Origin of the sequence: Corallococcus sp. AB032C, assembly GCF_003668935.1 — a bacterium.
Taxonomy (GTDB): Bacteria; Myxococcota; Myxococcia; order Myxococcales; family Myxococcaceae; genus Corallococcus; species Corallococcus exiguus.
Genome location: NZ_RAWP01000153.1, coordinates 1 through 18,187 on the forward strand (window position 1 = coordinate 1; position 18,187 = coordinate 18,187).

General features: G+C 70.7%; 17 protein-coding genes. 2 read left to right on the plus strand and 15 right to left on the minus strand.

Going from position 1 to position 18,187, the window contains the following annotated elements; all coding sequences use genetic code 11:
* The 11 genes from D7X99_RS38400 to sppA all read right to left on the minus strand — a co-directional run.
* The coding region (locus D7X99_RS38400; RefSeq protein ID WP_121782099.1) for a hypothetical protein at positions 1–420 on the minus strand (420 nt) is incomplete at its 3' end.
* A gap of 1 nt (position 421) precedes the next feature.
* On the minus strand, positions 422–1,198 hold the full coding sequence (locus D7X99_RS38405) for an enoyl-CoA hydratase-related protein (RefSeq protein WP_121753389.1): 777 nt from the start codon (positions 1,196–1,198) through the stop codon (positions 422–424).
* A 23-nt stretch (positions 1,199–1,221) separates the two neighbouring features.
* Positions 1,222–2,070, minus strand: coding sequence for a 3-hydroxyacyl-CoA dehydrogenase family protein (locus tag D7X99_RS38410; protein WP_120599809.1), 849 nt, complete (start codon positions 2,068–2,070; stop codon positions 1,222–1,224).
* A 59-nt stretch (positions 2,071–2,129) separates the two neighbouring features.
* Positions 2,130–2,585 carry a hypothetical protein gene (locus D7X99_RS38415; RefSeq protein WP_169827851.1) on the minus strand — a complete coding sequence of 152 codons (456 nt, stop codon included), beginning with the start codon at positions 2,583–2,585 and terminating at the stop codon, positions 2,130–2,132.
* Positions 2,586–2,589: 4 nt separating this feature from the next.
* The gene (locus tag D7X99_RS38420; protein WP_120579925.1) at positions 2,590–3,099 is read right to left on the minus strand and encodes a hypothetical protein; all 510 of its coding nucleotides are present in this window, start codon (positions 3,097–3,099) and stop codon (positions 2,590–2,592) included.
* A 27-nt stretch (positions 3,100–3,126) separates the two neighbouring features.
* The gene (gene apbC / locus D7X99_RS38425) at positions 3,127–4,212 is read right to left on the minus strand and encodes an iron-sulfur cluster carrier protein ApbC (protein ID WP_120579926.1); all 1,086 of its coding nucleotides are present in this window, start codon (positions 4,210–4,212) and stop codon (positions 3,127–3,129) included.
* Positions 4,213–4,366: 154 nt separating this feature from the next.
* Positions 4,367–4,969: a hypothetical protein gene (locus D7X99_RS38430; RefSeq protein ID WP_120579927.1), complete on the minus strand. Its 603-nt coding sequence runs from the start codon at positions 4,967–4,969 to the stop codon at positions 4,367–4,369.
* 83 nt (positions 4,970–5,052) lie between these two features.
* The gene (locus D7X99_RS38435; RefSeq protein WP_158627141.1) at positions 5,053–5,802 is read right to left on the minus strand and encodes a zf-TFIIB domain-containing protein; all 750 of its coding nucleotides are present in this window, start codon (positions 5,800–5,802) and stop codon (positions 5,053–5,055) included.
* 45 nt (positions 5,803–5,847) lie between these two features.
* On the minus strand, positions 5,848–6,669 hold the full coding sequence (locus tag D7X99_RS38440; protein ID WP_121782093.1) for an AraC family transcriptional regulator: 822 nt from the start codon (positions 6,667–6,669) through the stop codon (positions 5,848–5,850).
* A gap of 3 nt (positions 6,670–6,672) precedes the next feature.
* On the minus strand, positions 6,673–7,203 hold the full coding sequence (locus D7X99_RS38445) for a YbhB/YbcL family Raf kinase inhibitor-like protein (RefSeq protein ID WP_121782100.1): 531 nt from the start codon (positions 7,201–7,203) through the stop codon (positions 6,673–6,675).
* 74 nt (positions 7,204–7,277) lie between these two features.
* Entirely contained in the window at positions 7,278–8,948 is a 1,671-nt protein-coding gene (gene sppA / locus D7X99_RS38450; RefSeq protein ID WP_121782094.1) for a signal peptide peptidase SppA, read from the minus strand.
* Positions 8,949–9,027: 79 nt separating this feature from the next.
* On the opposite strand from sppA, the gene D7X99_RS38455 reads away from it, so the two are divergent.
* Positions 9,028–9,381, plus strand: coding sequence for a hypothetical protein (locus D7X99_RS38455; RefSeq protein ID WP_121753395.1), 354 nt, complete (start codon positions 9,028–9,030; stop codon positions 9,379–9,381).
* Between the two features lie 18 nt (positions 9,382–9,399).
* Here D7X99_RS38455 and D7X99_RS38460 read toward each other — a convergent pair whose 3' ends face one another.
* The gene (locus D7X99_RS38460; protein WP_121782095.1) at positions 9,400–10,476 is read right to left on the minus strand and encodes an RNA 3'-terminal phosphate cyclase; all 1,077 of its coding nucleotides are present in this window, start codon (positions 10,474–10,476) and stop codon (positions 9,400–9,402) included.
* Between the two features lie 103 nt (positions 10,477–10,579).
* On the minus strand, positions 10,580–12,514 hold the full coding sequence (locus tag D7X99_RS38465; RefSeq protein WP_121782096.1) for a CocE/NonD family hydrolase: 1,935 nt from the start codon (positions 12,512–12,514) through the stop codon (positions 10,580–10,582).
* Positions 12,515–12,811: 297 nt separating this feature from the next.
* Between D7X99_RS38465 and D7X99_RS38470 the strand changes: the two genes are divergently transcribed.
* A complete protein-coding gene (locus tag D7X99_RS38470) occupies positions 12,812–14,404 on the plus strand; it encodes an ADYC domain-containing protein (protein WP_147476389.1) in 1,593 nt (530 codons plus the stop codon).
* Positions 14,405–14,413: 9 nt separating this feature from the next.
* Here the strand turns inward: D7X99_RS38470 and D7X99_RS38475 are convergent, their stop codons facing one another.
* Positions 14,414–17,038, minus strand: coding sequence for a bifunctional serine/threonine-protein kinase/formylglycine-generating enzyme family protein (locus tag D7X99_RS38475; protein WP_121782098.1), 2,625 nt, complete (start codon positions 17,036–17,038; stop codon positions 14,414–14,416).
* On the minus strand, positions 17,035–18,187 hold a 1,153-nt coding region (locus D7X99_RS38480; protein ID WP_147476390.1), incomplete at its 5' end, for a sigma-54-dependent Fis family transcriptional regulator. The genes D7X99_RS38480 and D7X99_RS38475, both read right to left, overlap by 4 nt.

Sequence of the window (18,187 nt, forward strand, 5' to 3'; positions counted from 1 at the left end):
GCCCTTCCCGTCTCCGCCCCACACGCCCGCCCCCTCGGCCAGCACGCCGAAGCGGTACGCGTCCGGGAAGGCATACACGCGAGCCCCGGCGAGCATGCGGAAGGTGGACGGCCGCAGCCTCAGTTGGGGCTCCACGAAGGGCGACAGGATGAGCGTGGGACCCAACACACCGGGTACGTCCAACGGAGGCGTGGCCCACGGGTGGATGGGCCAGGACAGCACCCAGTGGGCGCCATCGCCCCACTCGCGGCGCAGGTCCGGGATGGCGGGCTCCAGGAAGCACAACGTGTAGAGACACAGCGTGCGCTTCCAGGACACCAGGGCCGGGGCGTGGGGCTCCTGCTCGGAGACCTCCTCCGCCCGGGCCGGCGGCGCGGCCAGGAAGCACATCAGGCTCCCGGCCGCGACCGCGTGCTTCACGTCACTTGCCCTGGAAGTTGGCCGGACGCTTGGCCAGGAACGCGGCCATGCCCTCGCGCTGATCCTCCGAACCGAAGAGGACCGCGAAGCCCTGGCGCTCCAGCTCATTGGCGGCGCGCAGGTCCTGATCCGCGCCGTACTCCACCACGCGCTTGGCCTGGGCCACCGCGAGCGGGCCGTTCTTGAGGATCTTCGCGGCCACCGCCTTGCAGTGCTCCATCAGCTTGTCCGCGGGCAGCACCTCCAGGACCAGGCCGATCTCCTTCGCCTTCGCCGCGTCGATGCGGTCCGCGGTGAAGAGCAGCTCCTTCGCGCGGGCACGTCCCAGCAGGCGCGTGAGGCGCTGCGTGCCGCCGAAGCCCGGGATGACGCCCAGGGTGACTTCGGGCACGCCCAGCCTGGCCTTCTCCGACGCGTAGATGAGGTCGCAGCCCAGGGCCAGCTCCAGTCCTCCGCCCAGCGCGAAGCCGTTCACGGCCGCGATGGTGGGGATGGACAGGTTCTCCAGGGACGCGAAGACGTGGTGCCCCAGCGCGGAGAACTCACGGGCCTGCGCGGCGCTGATGGTGGACATCTCCGCGATGTCCGCGCCCGCGACGAAGGACTTGTCCCCGCCGCCGGTGACGATGAGCGCGCGCGTGTCCTCCTTCAGCGAGCGCAGCGCGTGGTCCATCTCGTGGAACGTGGCGCTGTTGAGCGCGTTGAGCGCCTTGGGCCGGTCCACGGTGAGGATGGCGAGCGCGCCGTCCTTCTCGAACTTGATGTTCTGGTAGTCCATGTGCGTGTGGCTCCTGAAGAGGGCTAGTACTTGTAGAAGCCGCGGCCGGACTTCTTGCCGTACCAGCCGGCGTCCACGTACTGACGCAGCAGCGGGCACGGGCGGTACTTGGAGTCACCCAGGCCCTTGTGCAGGACCTCGGCGATGTAGAGCACCGTGTCCAGGCCGATGAAGTCCGCCAGCTGCAGCGGGCCCATGGGCTGGTTGGTGCCCAGCTTCATCGCGGTGTCGATGTCCTCCGCGGTGCCCAGGCCCTCCATCAGCGCGAAGCAGGCCTCGTTGAGCATGGGGATGAGGATGCGGTTGACGATGAAGCCCGGGTAGTCCTTGGAGACCACCGTCGTCTTGCCCATGCGCTCGGCCATCGTGCGGATGGTGGCGTAGGTCTCGTCACTGGTGGCGGCGCCGCGGATCAGCTCCACCAGCTGCATCACCGGCACCGGGTTCATGAAGTGCATCCCGATGACGGACTCGGGGCGCTTCGTGGCCGCGGCGATGCGGGTGATGGGGATGGAGGAGGTGTTGGTGGCGAGGATGCCTCCCGGGCGCACCACTTCGTCCAGCTCCAGGAAGATGCGGCGCTTGAGGTCCTCGTTCTCCGTGACGGCCTCGATGGCGACGTCCACGTCCTTCGCGTCGCGCGCGTTGGTGAAGGTGGCCAGGTTGGCTTCCGCGGCCTGCTGCTTCGCCGCATCCAGCTTGCCCTTCTCCACCAGCTTCTTCAGGCCGGCCTTGATGCGGTCCGCGCCCTTGGCGAGTCCGTCCTTGTTGACGTCCACCAGCGACACGCGCAGGCCCGCCTGGAGCGCCACCTGCGCGATGCCCGCGCCCATCTGCCCTGCACCGACGACGACGATGTGTTCCGTTGCCATGGCGTCTTCTCTCCTGTGCCGGCGGCCATAACGCACGCCCCCAGGAGGGTCAACGCCGGTCAACGACTGGCGGCGGGCAATCGCAGCTGGCGGACGATGGCCTCACCCTCGCCCACCGTGAGCCGCTCCTCCAGGCGCACGCGCGGCTCGCGCCCCTCCACCTTCACGAACAGGAGCGCGCGGACGGTGCCCTCCGGCAGGCGCATCTTGAACGTCACCTCCGGGGGCGGGCCGTTCGCGAAGAACAGCTCCTCGCGCTTGAGGATGTGCTCCTCGTCGTCCACCACCTGGAGGTCCACGGCGCGCACGCTGCTCCAGCCGTCGCCGGTAAACTGGAAGATGAGCTGACGCTCCGGCAGGTCCGTGGCCTTCCACAGCCACAGCCCCACCGCCACGATGGCGATGAGCGCCAGCCGTTTGGGCAGCGGGTGCGTGCGCCAGCCAGGCCGCGGCTTCTCCGGAGCGGGAGGCGCTGGGGCTTCCGGCGCGGGCGATGCGGTGACTTCCTCCGCCACGTCCTTACTCCCGCTTCGAGCGCTTGGAGGCCGGCCGGCGCGCGTTCACGTCCGTGATGACCACGCGCGCGGTGGGCGCCTCCGCGGCCTTCTTGCTGGCCTTGGGGGGATGCTCCGGCGCGGGCGCCTCTTCCGCCTTCTCCGACGGCACCAGGCGGATCTGCGCCTTGACCTCCACCGTCATGCCGGAGAGCAGCTTGAGGAACTCGTCACGCAGCTTCTCCGACTGCATGAAGCGGCGCAGCTCCTCCGTGACGACGCGGCTGATGTCGTCCTTGGTCTTCTCCGCCTGGGACAGGAGGAAGCCCAGCGCCTCCTTGGGCAGCTTGAGCTGGCCGGCGAGGGCCCGGATGCCCTCCTCGCCCATGAAGACCGCGCCCATGCCGGCCACCGCCATGCGCCGCACGAAGTCCGGCACGAAGCCGCCCGAGCGGTTCTCCCGTCCGGGCTGCTGCTCCGAGTCGTCATCGAACAGCGGATCAGGCGGGAGGTCGTCGTTGCCGGCCGGGGCCATGCGGTCTCCTTACACTTCGGTTGAGCCCTACCGGGCCTGCATCACCGGCAGGGGCACGCTCTTCATGGACTGCGCGGACACGCGGCCCGCGATCGCGCGAGCGACGTCCTGGAAGGCCTTCGCCTCCGGGCTGTCCTTGTGCCCCACCACCACCGGCACGCCGGAGTCTCCCGCCTCACGCACCTTGAGGTCGAGCGGGATCTCCCCGAGGAATGGGATGCCGAACATCTCCGCCGCCTTGCGCCCGCCGCCGTGGTTGAAGATGGGCGTGCTCTTGTTGCAGTGCGGGCAGATGAACTGGCTCATGTTCTCCACGATGCCCAGCACGGGGATGTGGACCTTGTCGAACATCTGCTTGGCGCGCACCACGTCCGCCAGCGCCACGTCCTGCGGCGTCGTCACCAGCACCGCGCCCGCGGCCCGCACGGACTGGGACAACGTCAGCGCCACGTCGCCCGTGCCCGGGGGCAGGTCCAGGATGAGGTAGTCCAGCTCCCCCCAGTTCACGTCGCGCACCAGCTGCATGAGGGCGCCGTGGAGCATGGGGCCGCGCCAGATGAGCGCCTGATCCGCCTCCACCAGGAAGCCGATGGACATGATCTTCATGCCGTGGGCGACCAGCGGATCCAGCGTCTTGCCGTTGGGGCTCACCGGGCGCTTGTCCGCGGTGCCCGTCATCAGCGGCACGGAGGGGCCGTAGAAGTCCGCGTCCAGCAGGCCCACCTTGGCGCCGTGCTGCGCGAGCGACGTGGCCAGGTTCACCGCCACCGTGCTCTTGCCCACGCCGCCCTTGCCGGCGCCCACGAGCAGGATGTTCTTCACGCCCGGCAGCAGCGCCCCGCCGCCGGAGCCCCCGGCGACGCCGCGCACCTGGGCGCCCCACTCGATGTCGAAGGACTTCAGGCCCGGAACCGCCTTGAGCGCCGCCTCCGCGTCCGCCTGGATCTTCCCCTTCATGGGACACGCGGGCGTGGTCAGCTCGATCTTCAACTTCACCGTGTCGCCGGTGACGCGCACGTCCTTCACCATGCCGGCCTTCACCAGGTCGACGTGCAGCTCGGGGTCGATCACCTTCGACATGGCCGTCATCACATCGGCCTGGGACACGCTCATCGGAACACCTGAAACCTTTTGAAAACGGGCGCTTGCACGCTCGAAGGGGGGCGGAGATTGCCAGCACTCCGGGGGCTGTCAACGTCGTTTAACGCACATGTCCGGAGGCCGCCCGGCCTTCCTCCAGCACTGGATCGCGCCCGGCTTCTGGCCCTCATTCGATGGCTGCCACCCGGTACTCGCCATCCTCCAGCACCAGCCGCACCGCGCGCTCGCCCCCCAGGGGGAACAGCGCTTCACCCGCCGCCACGCGCACGTGGGTGTTGAGGGCCAGCCGGGCTCGGCGCAGGCGCTCCCGGGCCAGGGGCTCGCGCTCGAAGTCCTCTTTCAGGCGCTCCGGCGTATAGCGGGCCCTCAGCGGCGAGGCGAGCAGGCCCCACGCGCCCTTCCAGTCGCGGGACTCCACCTGGTCCAGGAACTTCTTCAGCGCCGCGCGGGGCACGTCCGCGGGGCGGGACTCCACCACGCGCCAGTCCTCTCCCTGGCGGGCCAGCGTGACGGACGGGGCCCGGGCCTCCAGCACGCCCGAGCCTGCCCGGACGGCGGCGGCGCGCTCCTTCCGGGCGGCCTCGACGGAGTACTCGTCCAGGAAGGCCCCCTCGCCCTCCGGGGTGCCGGTCGTCAGGCGGTAGGCGTCCGACAGCCGGTTCTCCTCCAGTGCCTTGGCGTACGCCTCCGCGACCGAGGCCGGTTCACGGGACATGGTGGCACAGGCGGTGCCCAGCAACAGGAGGCTCAAGGGGGCAAGACGGGTCATCACTGGCGCGGCAGGGTAGACGCCGGCTCCGGGGCCGGCAATGCCCGGACGTCCGCCCCGTTGGTGCTCCCGCGGACGAACGGTCAGCGGCGCAGCAGCCGGAATAGCCAGACGACGATGTCCGCCAGGTCGACGCCGTCCGACGCGGCTTCCAGGTTCGGGTAGTTGGACGGGTCCCGGTCCCTGGGAAGGCTGTTGCCCGACACGGCGCCCTTCGGGCGGTGCTCGCGGCAGTAGAGGTCGCCGTTGAACGCGTACGCCTGGGGCACGGAGACCTGGATGCCGCAATGGACGCAGGCCAGCGGGGAGAGCACGCCCAGTCCGCCCGTGGGCGAGTCCGACGGCGGCAGCGCGGCCGTGGAGCCTGGACCCTTCCATGGGTCCGCGCCCCCATCCGTCGCCGCGGCGACCTCCCAGCCCCTGGACGTCGCGGGCGTGGGCTTGGGGGCCGTCACCTCGGCCTTCTCCAGGGCCTCGAACTTGCCCGCGTCCAGCCAGGTGCCGCCGCAGTGCGTGCACAGGTCCACGTTGCACACGCGCGCGTTGACCATCGCCAGCCGCGCGCCGCAGCCGGGACAGCCCAGGGGTGCGCCGGAGCAGGTGGCACAGACGGCCATGGCGCGCGGGACGAGGTGCCCGCCGGTGCGGCAGCGCGATGCGGCCTGCCTCGCCGCGGTCAGCAGCGGCTTGAGCGAAGGCCGGTCCGGAAAGCGCTCCAGCTCCCCCCGGTCGAAGTACAGACCGTGGCAGCGCGGACAGACGTCCACCTCCACGTCGGAGGCATGGACGACGTTCATGGGCTGGCTGGGGCAGACCGGGCAGGAGCGGGCCATGCCGCGCATGCTAAAGGTCCGACTCTCCCAGTGAAAGGGCGCGACTCAACGCCCCTGGGGGCGCTTCGCGCGGAGCTTCGAGGGCAGCACGCCGAAGCGCTCGTGGAAGCGGGTCGCGAACCGAGAGGCCGAGGTGTACCCCGCCTCGATGGCGACGTGTCCCACCGGCAGGTCGGTCGTCCAGAGCAGCGAGACGGCGTGGTCCATCCGGACCTCCGTCAGGAGCTTGCTGAACGTCGTCGCTTCGCCCGTCAGTCTCCGGTGGAGCGTGTCCTCGCTCATGGCGAGTTTCCTGGCGACCTCCGTGAGGGTCCACGCCCGCGAGGGATCTCGGGACACGAGGCGCTTCATGCCGAGGCGCGCGCTCGATGACGTGCTCACGTCGATGTGGAGATCCCGGAGCCAGGCGATGAGCTCGAGGACGCGTGCACGCATGACGCCTTCCGGGAACTTCCCCGTGAGCGCCTCGATGCATCGGTGGTGCGCGTCGACGAGCCGGGGAACCTCGTCGGCTCGCAGCCGCTGGACACGCGCGGAGCCCGGTGTCGCCTTCGGCTCCGCCTGAAGGAGGAGCTCCGGGGCGATGAGCATGCCCTCGGCCTGGTACTCCCCTCCTTCGTCCGGAACGTTGCGCACTTCGAGGCGAGTGCCCGGTGAGATCCACACGAACTCACCGGCCCGGACGTGAACCGGCTCATCGCCCTGGCGCAGCACCTTCTCGCCCCGCTGGATGTACATCAAGCCCGCCGAGAGCCACTCCACCCCCGCGTAGACGGGGTCGGCCTCGCGTTGACGGATCTTGAGGTACATCGCCGCCGTCGTGTCCAGGAGCCTGGCGGTGCGTTCAATGGGCGAGGGCCTGCGCATGATTCAGGGCGTGACGGAGGTCGGGACGAGCGTAGCGCGCGCCAGGGTGTGACCCAAGAGCACGAAGGAGAGGTACGCGGGCGTGGCCTCCGCGGGGATGGGAAGCGCCTCCACATCGAGTGCGTGCACGACGACGAAGTAGCGGTGTGGTCCGTGTCCTCGCGGCGGCGCTGCGCCGAGGTATTGGGCCAGGCGAGCATCATTGGGGAGCTGCACCGCGCCCGACGGGAGGAGCCTTCCCTCGGCGCTCCCCGCGTTGCGCGGCAATGCGCTGACGCTCGCCGGGATGTTGAACACGGCCCAGTGCCAGAAGCCGCTCGGCGTGGGCGCGTCGGGATCGAAGACGGTGACCGCGAAGCTCTGGGTCGCGGCCGGGAATCCAGACCAGGTCAGCTGCGGCGAGATGTCCTTGCCGCCCGTCTCGGACTGCGCGCCGCGGTGGTCCGTGTGCAGCGGTTGTCCGTCCTGGATATCCGTGCTCGTGACGTGGAACGACGGGACCGCGGGGAGTGCTTCGTACGGGTTCGTTTTCATGAACAGCAATGTGCGGTTTTCGGACGAGGAGCGTTCGCCCGAGATCCGCAACGGCTGTCCCGTGAACCGCGAACTCACCGTCGGCGCTGGAGGCTCCAAGCCGTGGAGCAGAACGCATACGTGGCCGGGTGCGTCGCGCCCATCAGCAGATTGAGCAGCGACAGCCTCGCGCGAGCGTCACCGTAGCGCACCAGCTCGAAGTCGTCCGACGGGACGCGCGCCTCGTCCAGCGCGTGGCGGCAGACCTCCTCGAAGCCTCCGATGCGGTCCACCAGCCCCGCCTCCTTCGCGCGCAGCCCCGAGTAGACGCGCCCCTCCGCGCGCTGGTGGATCTCCTCCTTCGTCCGGCCGCGTGCCTGGGCCACCAGCTCCAGGAAGGACTGGTAGCCCTCCTCCACCTCTCGCTCCAATGCGGCGCGCTCGTGCGGCGTGAAGCCCCGCGACGAGGAGAAGAAGGCCGCGTTCTCGCCCCGCGCCAGCGTGGTGCGGTGGATGCCCAGCTTCTCCAGCAGCTCGCCGTACTCGAACTTGCCCACGAAGATGCCGATGGAGCCCACGACGGCATGGGGCGCGGACCAGATCTCCTTCGCGCCGATGGCCGCCATGTAGCCGCCGCTCGCGCAGATCTGATCCACGTACGCGATGACGGGCTTCTGCTTCGCCACGCGCTTCACCGCTTCCAATATCTGCTCGGACGCGAGCGCTGATCCGCCGGGGCTCCCCACAGCCAGCACCACCGCCTTCGCGCGCGGATCCCTCCCCGCCTTCCGCAGCGCCTTCACCACCGAGTCCGCCGCCGCGAACCGGCCCGCGCCGCCGCTGCCCGGGATGATGATGCCCGCCACGTCCACCACCGCCAGCCGGGGCTTGCGGCGCAGCCGGCGCCACTTCACCGGCGGGAACGCGAGCGTCGCCAGGTACGCGTCATACGTGGGCACCGGGGGCTCCTCGTCCTTCTTCGCCTCCAGGCCCAGGTGCGCGCCCAGGTCCGCCTCGTGGACCAGCCCATCCACCAGCCCCGCCTCCAGCGCCCGCTTCGCGCTGTAGGGCCCTGAATCGATGAGCGCCCGCGCCTCCTCCGGCGTCTTGCCCCGGTCGCTGGAGATGGCCTCCACCAGCACGGCGTAGCGCTCATCCAGGAAGGACTCCAACGTCTGGCGCTGGATGTCGGACACCTTGCCGTCCGTGAAGAGCTCCGGCGCCGTCTTGTAGTCGCCGCGCCGCGCGAAGTGCGCGTGGATGCCCACTCGTCCGAAGGCCTCGCCCAGCACCGTGGCCTCGGCGGCGTAGCCCACCAGCTCCACCCGGCCCATGGGGGCGAGCAGCACCTCGTCCGCCGCGCCCAGCACGGGGTAGGCGTCCGTGTCCACCATCACCGCCCAGGACACCACCCGCTTGCCGGCGGCCTGGAAGTCCGACAGCAGGGTGCGGAGGGCCTCGCGCTTGGCGTCCGGGATGCCCAGGCCCTCCAGCTCCAGGAGGATGCCCTCCACCTTCGGGTCAGCGGCCAGCACCTTGAGTGCACGGCCCAACGCTTCCAGTGACGTCACCGTGGCGGGCTCCACCGTGGCGCCGCCGAAACGAAATCGTTGCACGGGGCGCGGGCGGTACGGGAGCTCGCCCGCGAGCCGGAAGCGGATCCACGTGGGTCTTTTGCGCGCCGCCATCAGACGAAAGGGCAGGCCCAGGAGGAGTCGCAGCCCCAGGAGGAGGTTCGCCAGGAGGAGGAAGGGAAGGCGGAGCATGCGCCGCGCGTAACGCCCCGCGCCGGGCGAAGCAACCCCTGTTCACCCGCGCCGGGAGGCTCTGTTAGGCTGAAGGCCCATGCCCTCCCCCTCCCTCCCCCGGCTTGTCCTCGTCCTCGCCCTTGTCTGGGGCGGCGCTGTCCTGGCGCAGCCCCAGCGCCGGCAGCCTCAGGAGTTCCAGAACCGCAAGGAGTTGACCCAGGAAGAGAAGGACGCCGCCAAGGCGCGCGCCATGGGCAACAACCTCAACGGTTACGGCAAGGACGTGCAGATCAAGGAGACGCCCATCCCCTGGATGGCCATTGGCCTCGTGGGCATCGTCTTCCTCGTCGCCGCGCCCTTCGCCATCCGCGCCTACCGCGGCACCGTCAGGGACATGTCGGACACCAACACCTTCGGCGCCCGCGGCAACGCCACCGAGGACGAGGCTTAAGCGCCTCGCCCTTCCCCCTCACCCCGGGCGGACCTCCACGCTTCCGCCCGGATCCACCTGAAGGTGCACCGGCAGGAAGCGCCGCAGCACCTCCGCCTGGACCGTCAGCTCGTCGGTGATGCGAGCGGCGGTGAAACGCGTGGTGCCCGGCGTCACGGCCCCCAGCCTCCCTGACGCCAGGAGCGCCGCCGGCAACAGCAGCTGTTCCGCCAGGTGTTCGTCGAGCGCGCCGCCCGTCTCCATGAAGCGGGTCAGCGCCTCCGCCGCCTCGCGCCCCACCCCTTCGGCGTCCAGGCCCCGCTCGCCCAGCGACGTGAAGCCCGCCACGGTGTGCTCGAACTGCGCCAGCACGAGCGTCGCGGAGCCCTGTGAGCGCGTCACCGCCAGCGGCCGGTTGTCCGCCTCCGCCAGGATGCCCCGCTCGCGCAGCGCGGCCACCGCGGCGCGGGACTGACGCTCCGCCACCGCGAAGGGCAGCCCGCCCACGACGGACATCACCCGCACCTCCCGCAGCACGCCGCGCGCGGGCAGGTCCACGCGCACGGGCGGTTCGGCCGGGGCGCCCACCTCCGCGGTGAACTCGCCCGCGCCCTCCGGAAGGAAGCCCGCGTGGGTGAGCGACAGCTGAACGGGCAGCCCGTATGCGCGCGCCACCGACTGCCACGCGCCGACGAGCTCGTGGAAGCTGGGCCCGCCCCTCAGGTGCGTGGCGCCTCGCAGCGTGAGCCGTCCGCCGCCCGCGAGCGCCAGCGGGTACACCAGACACTGGAAGAGCCGGGGCGTGCTGCCGGACGCGCCGGCCTCCAGCAGGTAGTCCCCCGCGCGCACCGGGCCGGGCGTGAAGCGCAGCTCCGTGGAGCCCACGGAGGCGCCCTCGCTGGTGCCGCCGCTCAGCGCCTCCGCGCCGCGCACGTAGGCCAGGTGATGGGGACGCAGCCCCGGCGGGTCGCGGTGCCCGCGCAGCCCGCTGAGATGGAAGGGACGGCCGGTGATGAGCGACAGGGACAGCGCGGAGCGGAGGACGTGGCCGCCCCCCTCCCCCAACTTTCCGTCGAGCAACACCCGCCCGGCGTCGGGCCGGTCGTGACCGGTCATGTCCCTCCCGTCATGGCGTGTCGTGGCGCGCGGCCCGGCGAAGGGCCACCCGCGTGGTGACGCGCGCGCAGCCTAGCAGACCGCGCGCGAGTGGACCGGGGATCTACTCGTCCAATGCGGGCAGGACGTTCACCTTCAACGCACTGGGCTGGGCGGCCGTGTGGTGCAGCCGGTGCATCGCACGCACGAAGTCAGTGGGCTTCGCCTCGTAGATGCTGGACACGTAGGTCTGCGGGTTGCGGTCGATGAACGGGAACCAGCTCGACTGCACCTGCACCATCAGCCGGTGGCCGCGCTGGAAGGTGTGGAACACGTCGTTGATGACGAAGCGCACCTTCGTCACCTCGTTGGGCGTGAAGGGCTTGGGCTGGGAGTAGCTGTCGCGGAAGCGGCCGCGGAACGGCTCCCCTCGCACCAGCGTCTGCTGCGCGCCCCGGTTGTGCTCGCCGGACTGTTCCTGCTCCTTCGTCCAGCCGGGCACCTTCCCGGGGTTCACGTCCACCAGCTTTACCACCCAGTCCGCGTCACTGCCCGTCGTGGAAACCCACAACTCCGCCTCCAGCGGGCCCGCGAGCGTGAGGTCCTTCTCCAGCGGCTCCGTCTGGTACGTGAGCACGTCCGGCCGGCGCGAGGCGAAGCGCTGATCCTCCGTCATGTACGACTTGGACCAGCCGGGGCTCAGGTCCTGCGTGTACGGCACGGGCTTCGCCGGGTCGCTCACGTATTCGTCGAACGACGGCGCCGCCGCCTTGGGGGCCTGGAACGCCAGCGCGCCCTGTGGCTGGAAGTACAGGCGCGTCTCCTTGGTGCCCTTGGGCGGCCAGGCGTCCAGTTGGCGCCAGCGGTTGGCGCCACCCTCGAAGACGAGCGCCTCCGGCACGGCCGCGTCCGGGCCGCCCTTCAGGTGCTGCTTGAAGAAGGCCAGCACCAGGTCCTGGTACGTGGCGCTGGTGGGGAACCCGAAGTCCGCGTCTCCCAGCGACGAGCCCTCTCCGCGCATCCACCCACCGTGGGGCCACGGGCCCATCACCAGCGTGTTGGCGATGCCAGGGTTCTGCTTCTCGATGGCGGCGTACGTGCGCAGCGGCCCGTAGAGGTCCTCCGTGTCGTACCAGCCGCCCACCACCAGCACCGCCGCCTTGATGTTCCTCAGGTGCGGCAGCAGGTTCCTCGCCTGCCAGAAGGCGTCGTAGTTGGGGTGCGCGGTGATGTCCTTCCAGAAGGCCACGTCCCCGTGGAAGTGCTTCGCGTCCGCGTTGGCCACCGGACCCAGGTCCAGGAAGAACTGGTAGGCGTCCGGGGTGCCGAAGTCGAAGGGCTTCCACTCCACGTCATCCGTGGGCGCGGGGCGGGGCTTTCCGAAGACGGAGAAGAAGCTGAACGCCAGCTGCAGGTTGAGGGCACCATGCCGGTGCATGTCGTCCCAGAACCAGTCCGCGATGGGCGCCTGCGGCGACACTGCCTTGAGCGCGGGGTGCGAATCGATGGCGCCCGCGGACGTGTAGAAGCCCGGATAGGACACGCCCCACATGCCCACCTTGCCGTTGTTGTGGGGCACGCGCTTCACCAGCCAGTCGATGGTGTCGTACGTGTCGCTGCTCTCGTCCACCTCCTTGCCCTTCTTGGTGTCGCGGTGGGGGCGCACGTTGACGAATTCGCCCTCGGACATGAACCGGCCGCGCACGTCCTGGAAGGCGAAGATGAAGCCCTCCTTCTCGAAGCCGGGCAGGCCCAGGGTCCTGGGATAGCGGCCCGCGCCGTAGGGGTTGATCGAGTACGGCGTGCGCATCATCAGCACGGGGTAGCGCTTCTGGGGGCTCGCGTCGTTGGGGACGTAGAACGTCGTGAAGAGCTTCACGCCGTCGCGCATGGGGATGCGCACCTCGTACTTCGTGAAGTGCGACCGGACGAACGCGGCGCGTTCATCCTCTGGACTCGCGGGCGGCTTGGGCGGCGCGGCGGGGGCCTGCGCGAGGGCGGGACCGGACAGCGAGAACAGCGCGAGCGCGGCCACGAGGCCGCGGGGGTGGAAGGCCATGCTCCCCTCCTCTTTGCGGAAAAATGCGGGGGAAATTCGAAAGGAAATGCATCTTGGGCGATGCCGACCGGGCACGGAAGCTGGATCGCCCGCCGCATCGCGCCGCGCTCGGAGCGTGCAAGGTTTGCACACGCTCCTCGCATGCGCGGCACCGCAAACCTTGCATGCACGGCAAGGTTTGCGCGCTCCGCACAAAACAGAAATCCGTAGCCAACTTCACGCGCACGGTCCGTTCCATATGCAGCGGGGACGCGATGGTGCGCCCCACGGATTCAAAGGCCTGTGGGAGACGGACACATGAAGGCGAGCGGCAGGACGTTGACGCGGTGGTGCCTGGCGGTGGGGCTCCTGACGGCCCTGGGCGCGGAGGCGGATCCGCCGCCGGTGAACAGCGCGCAGGGCACGAAGCTGCACGGCTCGGGGCGCTTCGAGAACGTGAACATCCCGTTGAACTCCATCGAGGTCTCCGCGCCTCCCACCGGGCTGGTTTGCGAGCCCCCCGTGGCGGCGATGTCTGGCGGGCGGCTGGTCGGCGTCCAGATCTGTACGGGTGGCAATCCCCCGATGCCGGTGCGGGTCCTGGAGGGGGTGGGCCTCGTGGGCACGTCCTTCCGCGCGCCCTTCGAGGGGCGCTCGGTGAAGCTCACCATCGATCAGGTCCGGTGCCACGTCGGCATCACGGCGCCCACCTTCCCGTGCACGGACCAGAACGTGGCTGACGGCAAGGCGTTCTGGGAGTACCGCGTGACGGCGTCCACGGAGGACGCGGCGCCCCAGGCGCTGTGCCCCACGGGCAGCGGATTCGCGCTCGCGGTGCCGCATGCGTGGTCCACGGGCGGCGAGCTGATCCCCAACTACGAGTACTTCACCTTCGCCTGCGCGCCGAAGGACGAGGGCACGAGCCAGCCGTTCTTCGTGGGCGGCGGCGTCATCGCCAAGTGCATCGACTGGGGCTATCCGCCCTGGAACGCGACGTCCTCGCAGGGCGTCGCGCGGGAGTACCACCAGCTGTGCACTCGCATGGCCACGGCGGACTACTGCGGCGAGGGCCGGAGCAACACGCTGGACGGGACGCCGCTGAAGTTCATGGGCCCGCACGACGCGATCCAACTGGACGGAGGAAAACTGCCGGTCGCCCTGGAGGGATACTCCCTGGAGGCCGTGTGGAAGGTGGATGACTGCGGTGGTGTGCGGCCGCTGTGCCTGAGCAAGAAGCGCTGGGACACGCTGCCCCTGGAGGCCACGTGCGTGAACCGCAAGCTCCTCCTGGCTCCGCGTGCGACGCGGCCCTGCGAATCGATGAACCTGTCGGCCTATGCCAGCTCGACGCTTCTCGTGTCCTATTCGCTCTTCATCGACCGGTCGCTGGTGATGTTCAAGGACGTCGCCAACAACAGCTACGTGACGACCACCGCGGTGACGGTGGATGAGTCGACCATCGAAGGCGGCAGCAGCGTGACCGGCGTCCACCTGGACCTGGATGCGGACGGAGCGGCGGACGTGACGCCGTTCACGCCGCAGCGCAAGGAGGGGCCCATCCTCTCCTCGAAGCTGCCGGCCGACATCCGGACGCGCATGGGCAGCCTCATCAAGCCGCTGTACCGGTGCGCGAACAGCAACGGGCGCTACCTGCTCACGGACGATCACCAGTGTGAACGCCTCGCGGGCTTCGCCCTCCAGCCCCTCAACGGAGACCAGGGCATCGAAGGCTTCGTGTACAGCTCCGTGGACGTCACCAGCGCGGGTCAGCGCCGGCCGCTGAAGCTGTGGCGGTCCCTGCTGACGCCGGGCGTCTTCGCGACGTCCACGCAGGCCCAGCCCGGGTTCATCCTCGTCCGGGAGCTGGGCTACCTGCCGGCGGTGGGACAGCTGCCGGCGCGCGATCTCTGAGTCATGGCGTCAGGGCATGGACGCGCACACGCGCATCCCGATGAAGGGGAAGCGTGTGCGCGGTTCGCCGTCGCCGTGGTTGAGGGCGCGGGCGGTGAGCGCGTCCTGGTAGAACGAACCGCCGCCGTACGCAGGCGTGCTGTTCGTGTCCGTCACCAGCCATTCCCACACGTTGCCGGACAGGTCGGCCACGCCGAAGGGGCTGTCCGACGCGGGATGCGAACCCACCGCGTCCGGCCCGAAGGCGCGCGGCTTGCGGCCGTAGGTGGCGTCGAAGTTGGCGTCATCCGGCGCGAGCACCGGGCCGTGCGGGTAGTCGCGTCCATCCGCGCCCCGGGCCGCGCGTTCCCATTCGCGTTCGGAGCACAGGCGTGCACGGGGCAGCCGGCCGGTGGCATCCAGCCACGCGGAGTACGCGCGGGCGTCCTCCCAGGAGATGCCGGACACGGGGAAGCGGCGCCAGTCCTGTTCGGCGCGCAGGGTGCGGTCCTGGTAGCGCAGCGGCTCCCCTTCCCTCGCCTGGTACGTGACGCCTTCGTGCTCCAGGTGGAAGGTCCAGGTGCTGTCGTTGGCCGGGCGCAGCTCGATGGTGCCGAAGTAGTTGGTGCCCCGGGGCCTGCGCGCGGCGCGCTCGGAGGCGGGCAGTTCGCGCAGCCAGGCGAGCCAGTCCGCATAGGTGACTTCGTGGCGCGCGATGAGGAAGGCGCCGGTGGTGAGCCGGTGCATCGGGCGCGTGCGGATGACGGTGCGGCGGATGGTCTCGTCGTCGCCGCTGCCGTAGAGGAAGCGGCCGGGGGGCACGTAGACGTAGCCGTCCGGGACGCGTTCGGGGATGGGGACCTTCGCCTGGAAGGTCTCTCCGCGCGTGAGCATGACCGGGTAGCGGACGGGCGGCCGGTCCGGGAGCGTGAAGGTCAGCCGGTGCGAGCCGGGCCCCAGCGTGAGGCCGGAGGTCATGGGTGTCTTGTCGAAGGCCCTGGGCTCGGACCAGCGCGGCGGGCCGCCAGGCTGGGGCTCGAAGGATTCAACCTGGATGACGGCGCCAGGGGGTTCGCTGTCCAGCTCCATCCGGACGGGGGCGGTCAGCTTCCGGCTCGTGCGGGCGCTCGGGTCCAGTTCGTTCAGGCGTTGGGTCAGCGTGGTCTGGACGCCGGATTCGCGGTCGCGCTCCGCGAAGAGGATCCGCTGGAGGAGGACCTCCGCGACGCGTTGATCCAGGGCGCGATTCGAGCCCCGGCCCACGCGTGTCTGCGCGGCTTCGAGGACGGTGCTGGCGTCCTCGTAGCGGCGGGCCTGCTTCGCGCCCAGCTCCAGGGCCTGAGCCCAGGAGGCCTCCGCTTCGGAGGAGCGGTCGGTGTCGAACGCGGTGAAGGCCTCCGTGCGGAGGACTTCGATGCGGGTGTCCAGGGCGCGGCCTTCGTCGAGGATGGAGGCGGCGGAGGCCATGGCCTGCTCCGCGTCGATGCGCCGGGAACGTTCGCCCCACCAGTCGCCGCCAGCGAGGATGGCCACCGCGAGCCCGGGGAGCGCGAGCACGCGGGTGATGCGCAGCCACCGTGGACGCGGGGGCGCGAGGGCCGGGATGACGCCGCGCGAGGTGATGGACTCCAGGGCTTCGCGCAGGGCGTCCGCGGATTCGAAGCGCGCGAACGGATCATGCGCGAGGCAGCGGGCGAGGATGGCGGCGAACGTCGCATCGGCGCCGGGGACCACGACGTCCAGCGGCTCGAAGCTCCGGGGGCGTCGGGGGGCCTCCGCGAGCGGTCCGGGCGTGGGACCGCCGCAAAGCTCGTAGAGGAGCACGCCCAGCGAGAAGAGATCGCTGCGGACCGTGGCCGGTTCTCCTCGCCAGACCTCCGGAGCCATGTAGAGCGGTGTCCCGATGCGGCCCGTGGACAGCAGATCCGCGGGACCGAGGAGGCGCTCCGGCGGGAGTGGCGTCGACGTCGCGGTCCGCAGTGCGATGCCAGGATCCGAGGCAGCCGTCCCTGGACGGCCCGTGGCGGCCCCCTGCCTCGGCACATCGACGGTCGAGGTCCGTCGCGAATCCTCCACGCCGGGCAGATCCACCGTCGCCGCGCCCTCCACGAGCAGGGCACCTGCTCCTTCCGGTGGGCGCACGGGCCCGACGGGCGCCATCGCCACGTCGAGCAGCTTCGCCACGCCGAAGTCGAGCAGCTTCACCTGACCGTCCTCGGTCAGCAGCGCGTTCGCGGGCTTGAGGTCCCGGTGCAGCACCCCCTGCCGATGCGCCGCCGCGAGCCCCCTCGCCAGCCCGATGCCAATCTCCAGCACCCGCGTCCAGGGCACCGGCCGGGCCAGCCGGTCCAGGCTGTCCCCTCTCAAGAACTCCGAGACGAGATAGGGCCGGTCCTTCACCTCGCCCACGCGGTGGATGCCCACCACGTTCGGATGCTGCACCCTCGCGATGGCCCGCGCCTCCGTGCGGAAGCGCTCGCGCTGCACTTCATCCGGCGCGACGCCCGCGATGAACTTCACCGCCACCAGCCGGTCCAGCACCGTGTCGTGCGCGAGGTACACCTCCCCCATCGCGCCCCGTCCCAGCGGCTGCAACAGGCGGTACTCCCCGAACGTCGCGGGCGGCTGCCAGGCTGGAAGCGGCTCGCTCCTCATTCACCCGCCGCGACCCGGCCTCGTGAGGGTGTGATGCGGTGCTGCTTCAGCTTGAACGCGAACGTGCGCAGCGGCATCCCGATGAGCTGCGCCGCCCGCGTCTGCACCCCACCCGTCGCCTCCAGCGCCTCCACCATCCGCTGCCGCTCCAGCGTCCGCAGCTCCTCCGCCAGGTTCTGGAACACCCTCGGCGCCTCCGTGCCGCCCCCCTCCGCGCGCACCGCCTCCGGCTCGGGGGGAGGCAGCGCCCGCAGGGACTCCGGCAGGTGCGATGGCTCCACCACGGGCCCCGGAGACGTGGCCACCGCGTACTCCACCGTGTTCTTCAACTCGCGCACGTTGCCCGGCCACGCGTGCGCGCCCAGCACCTCCATGGTCGCGGCGGACAGGTGCAGCGGCGGACGCCCTGCCCTCGCGCAGGCGTCCTCCAGGAACGCCCGGGCCAGCAACGGCAGCTCGCGGGGCCTGTCTCGCAACGGCGGCAACATCACCACCGCCGCGGACAGGCGGAAGAACAGGTCCTGCCGGAAGCGCCCCGCCTTCACCTCGTCCGCCAGCACCCGGTGCGTGGCCGCCACCACGCGCAGGTCCACGGGCCGCTCGCGCGAATCGCCCAGCCGGGTAATCACCTGCTGATCCAACGCGCGCAGCAGCTTGGCCTGGATGGGCAGCGACAGCTCCGCCACCTCGTCCAGGAACAACGTCCCGCCACTGGCCCGCTCCAGCAGGCCCGCGCGCGCCCGGTCCGCGCCGGAGAACGCGCCCCGCTCGTGGCCGAACAGCTCCCCTTCCACCAGGCTCTCCGGCAGCGCCGCGCAGTTGAGCGCCACGAAGGGCTGCGCCGAACGAGGCGACCAGTGATGCACCGCCCACGCCGCGTTCTCCTTCCCCGCCCCCGTCTCGCCGTGGATGAGCACCGGCAGGGGGCTCGCCGCCAGCCGGCGCAGCAATTCGAACAGACGCATCAGCGCCGCGTCCGCCACCACCACCGAACGCTCACCCAGCGCCAGCCGGTACATCGAAGGTCCGCTGACCCGTGTCTCGCCGGGCGCCGCCACCAGGGCCGCCGCCTTCGCCGAGCCCAGCAGCGCGTCCCCCTGCATCCCGTCCCCCGGCGCGGTCGCCAGCCCCGCCCGCACCCGCCCGGCC

Bases quoted from the DNA above. Each gene is read 5' to 3' on its own strand.
- D7X99_RS38405 (WP_121753389.1), bottom strand. From the start codon at position 1,198: ATGGACTACCAGAACATCAAGTTCGAGAAGGACGGCGCGCTCGCCATC.
- D7X99_RS38410 (WP_120599809.1), bottom strand. From the start codon at position 2,070: ATGGCAACGGAACACATCGTCGTCGTCGGTGCAGGGCAGATGGGCGCG.
- D7X99_RS38420 (WP_120579925.1), bottom strand. From the start codon at position 3,099: ATGGCCCCGGCCGGCAACGACGACCTCCCGCCTGATCCGCTGTTCGAT.
- apbC (WP_120579926.1), bottom strand. From the start codon at position 4,212: ATGAGCGTGTCCCAGGCCGATGTGATGACGGCCATGTCGAAGGTGATC.
- D7X99_RS38430 (WP_120579927.1), bottom strand. From the start codon at position 4,969: ATGACCCGTCTTGCCCCCTTGAGCCTCCTGTTGCTGGGCACCGCCTGT.
- D7X99_RS38435 (WP_158627141.1), bottom strand. From the start codon at position 5,802: ATGGCCCGCTCCTGCCCGGTCTGCCCCAGCCAGCCCATGAACGTCGTC.
- D7X99_RS38440 (WP_121782093.1), bottom strand. From the start codon at position 6,669: ATGCGCAGGCCCTCGCCCATTGAACGCACCGCCAGGCTCCTGGACACG.
- D7X99_RS38445 (WP_121782100.1), bottom strand. From the start codon at position 7,203: ATGAAAACGAACCCGTACGAAGCACTCCCCGCGGTCCCGTCGTTCCAC.
- sppA (WP_121782094.1), bottom strand. From the start codon at position 8,948: ATGCTCCGCCTTCCCTTCCTCCTCCTGGCGAACCTCCTCCTGGGGCTG.
- D7X99_RS38455 (WP_121753395.1), top strand. From the start codon at position 9,028: ATGCCCTCCCCCTCCCTCCCCCGGCTTGTCCTCGTCCTCGCCCTTGTC.
- D7X99_RS38460 (WP_121782095.1), bottom strand. From the start codon at position 10,476: ATGACCGGTCACGACCGGCCCGACGCCGGGCGGGTGTTGCTCGACGGA.
- D7X99_RS38465 (WP_121782096.1), bottom strand. From the start codon at position 12,514: ATGGCCTTCCACCCCCGCGGCCTCGTGGCCGCGCTCGCGCTGTTCTCG.
- D7X99_RS38470 (WP_147476389.1), top strand. From the start codon at position 12,812: ATGAAGGCGAGCGGCAGGACGTTGACGCGGTGGTGCCTGGCGGTGGGG.
- D7X99_RS38475 (WP_121782098.1), bottom strand. From the start codon at position 17,038: ATGAGGAGCGAGCCGCTTCCAGCCTGGCAGCCGCCCGCGACGTTCGGG.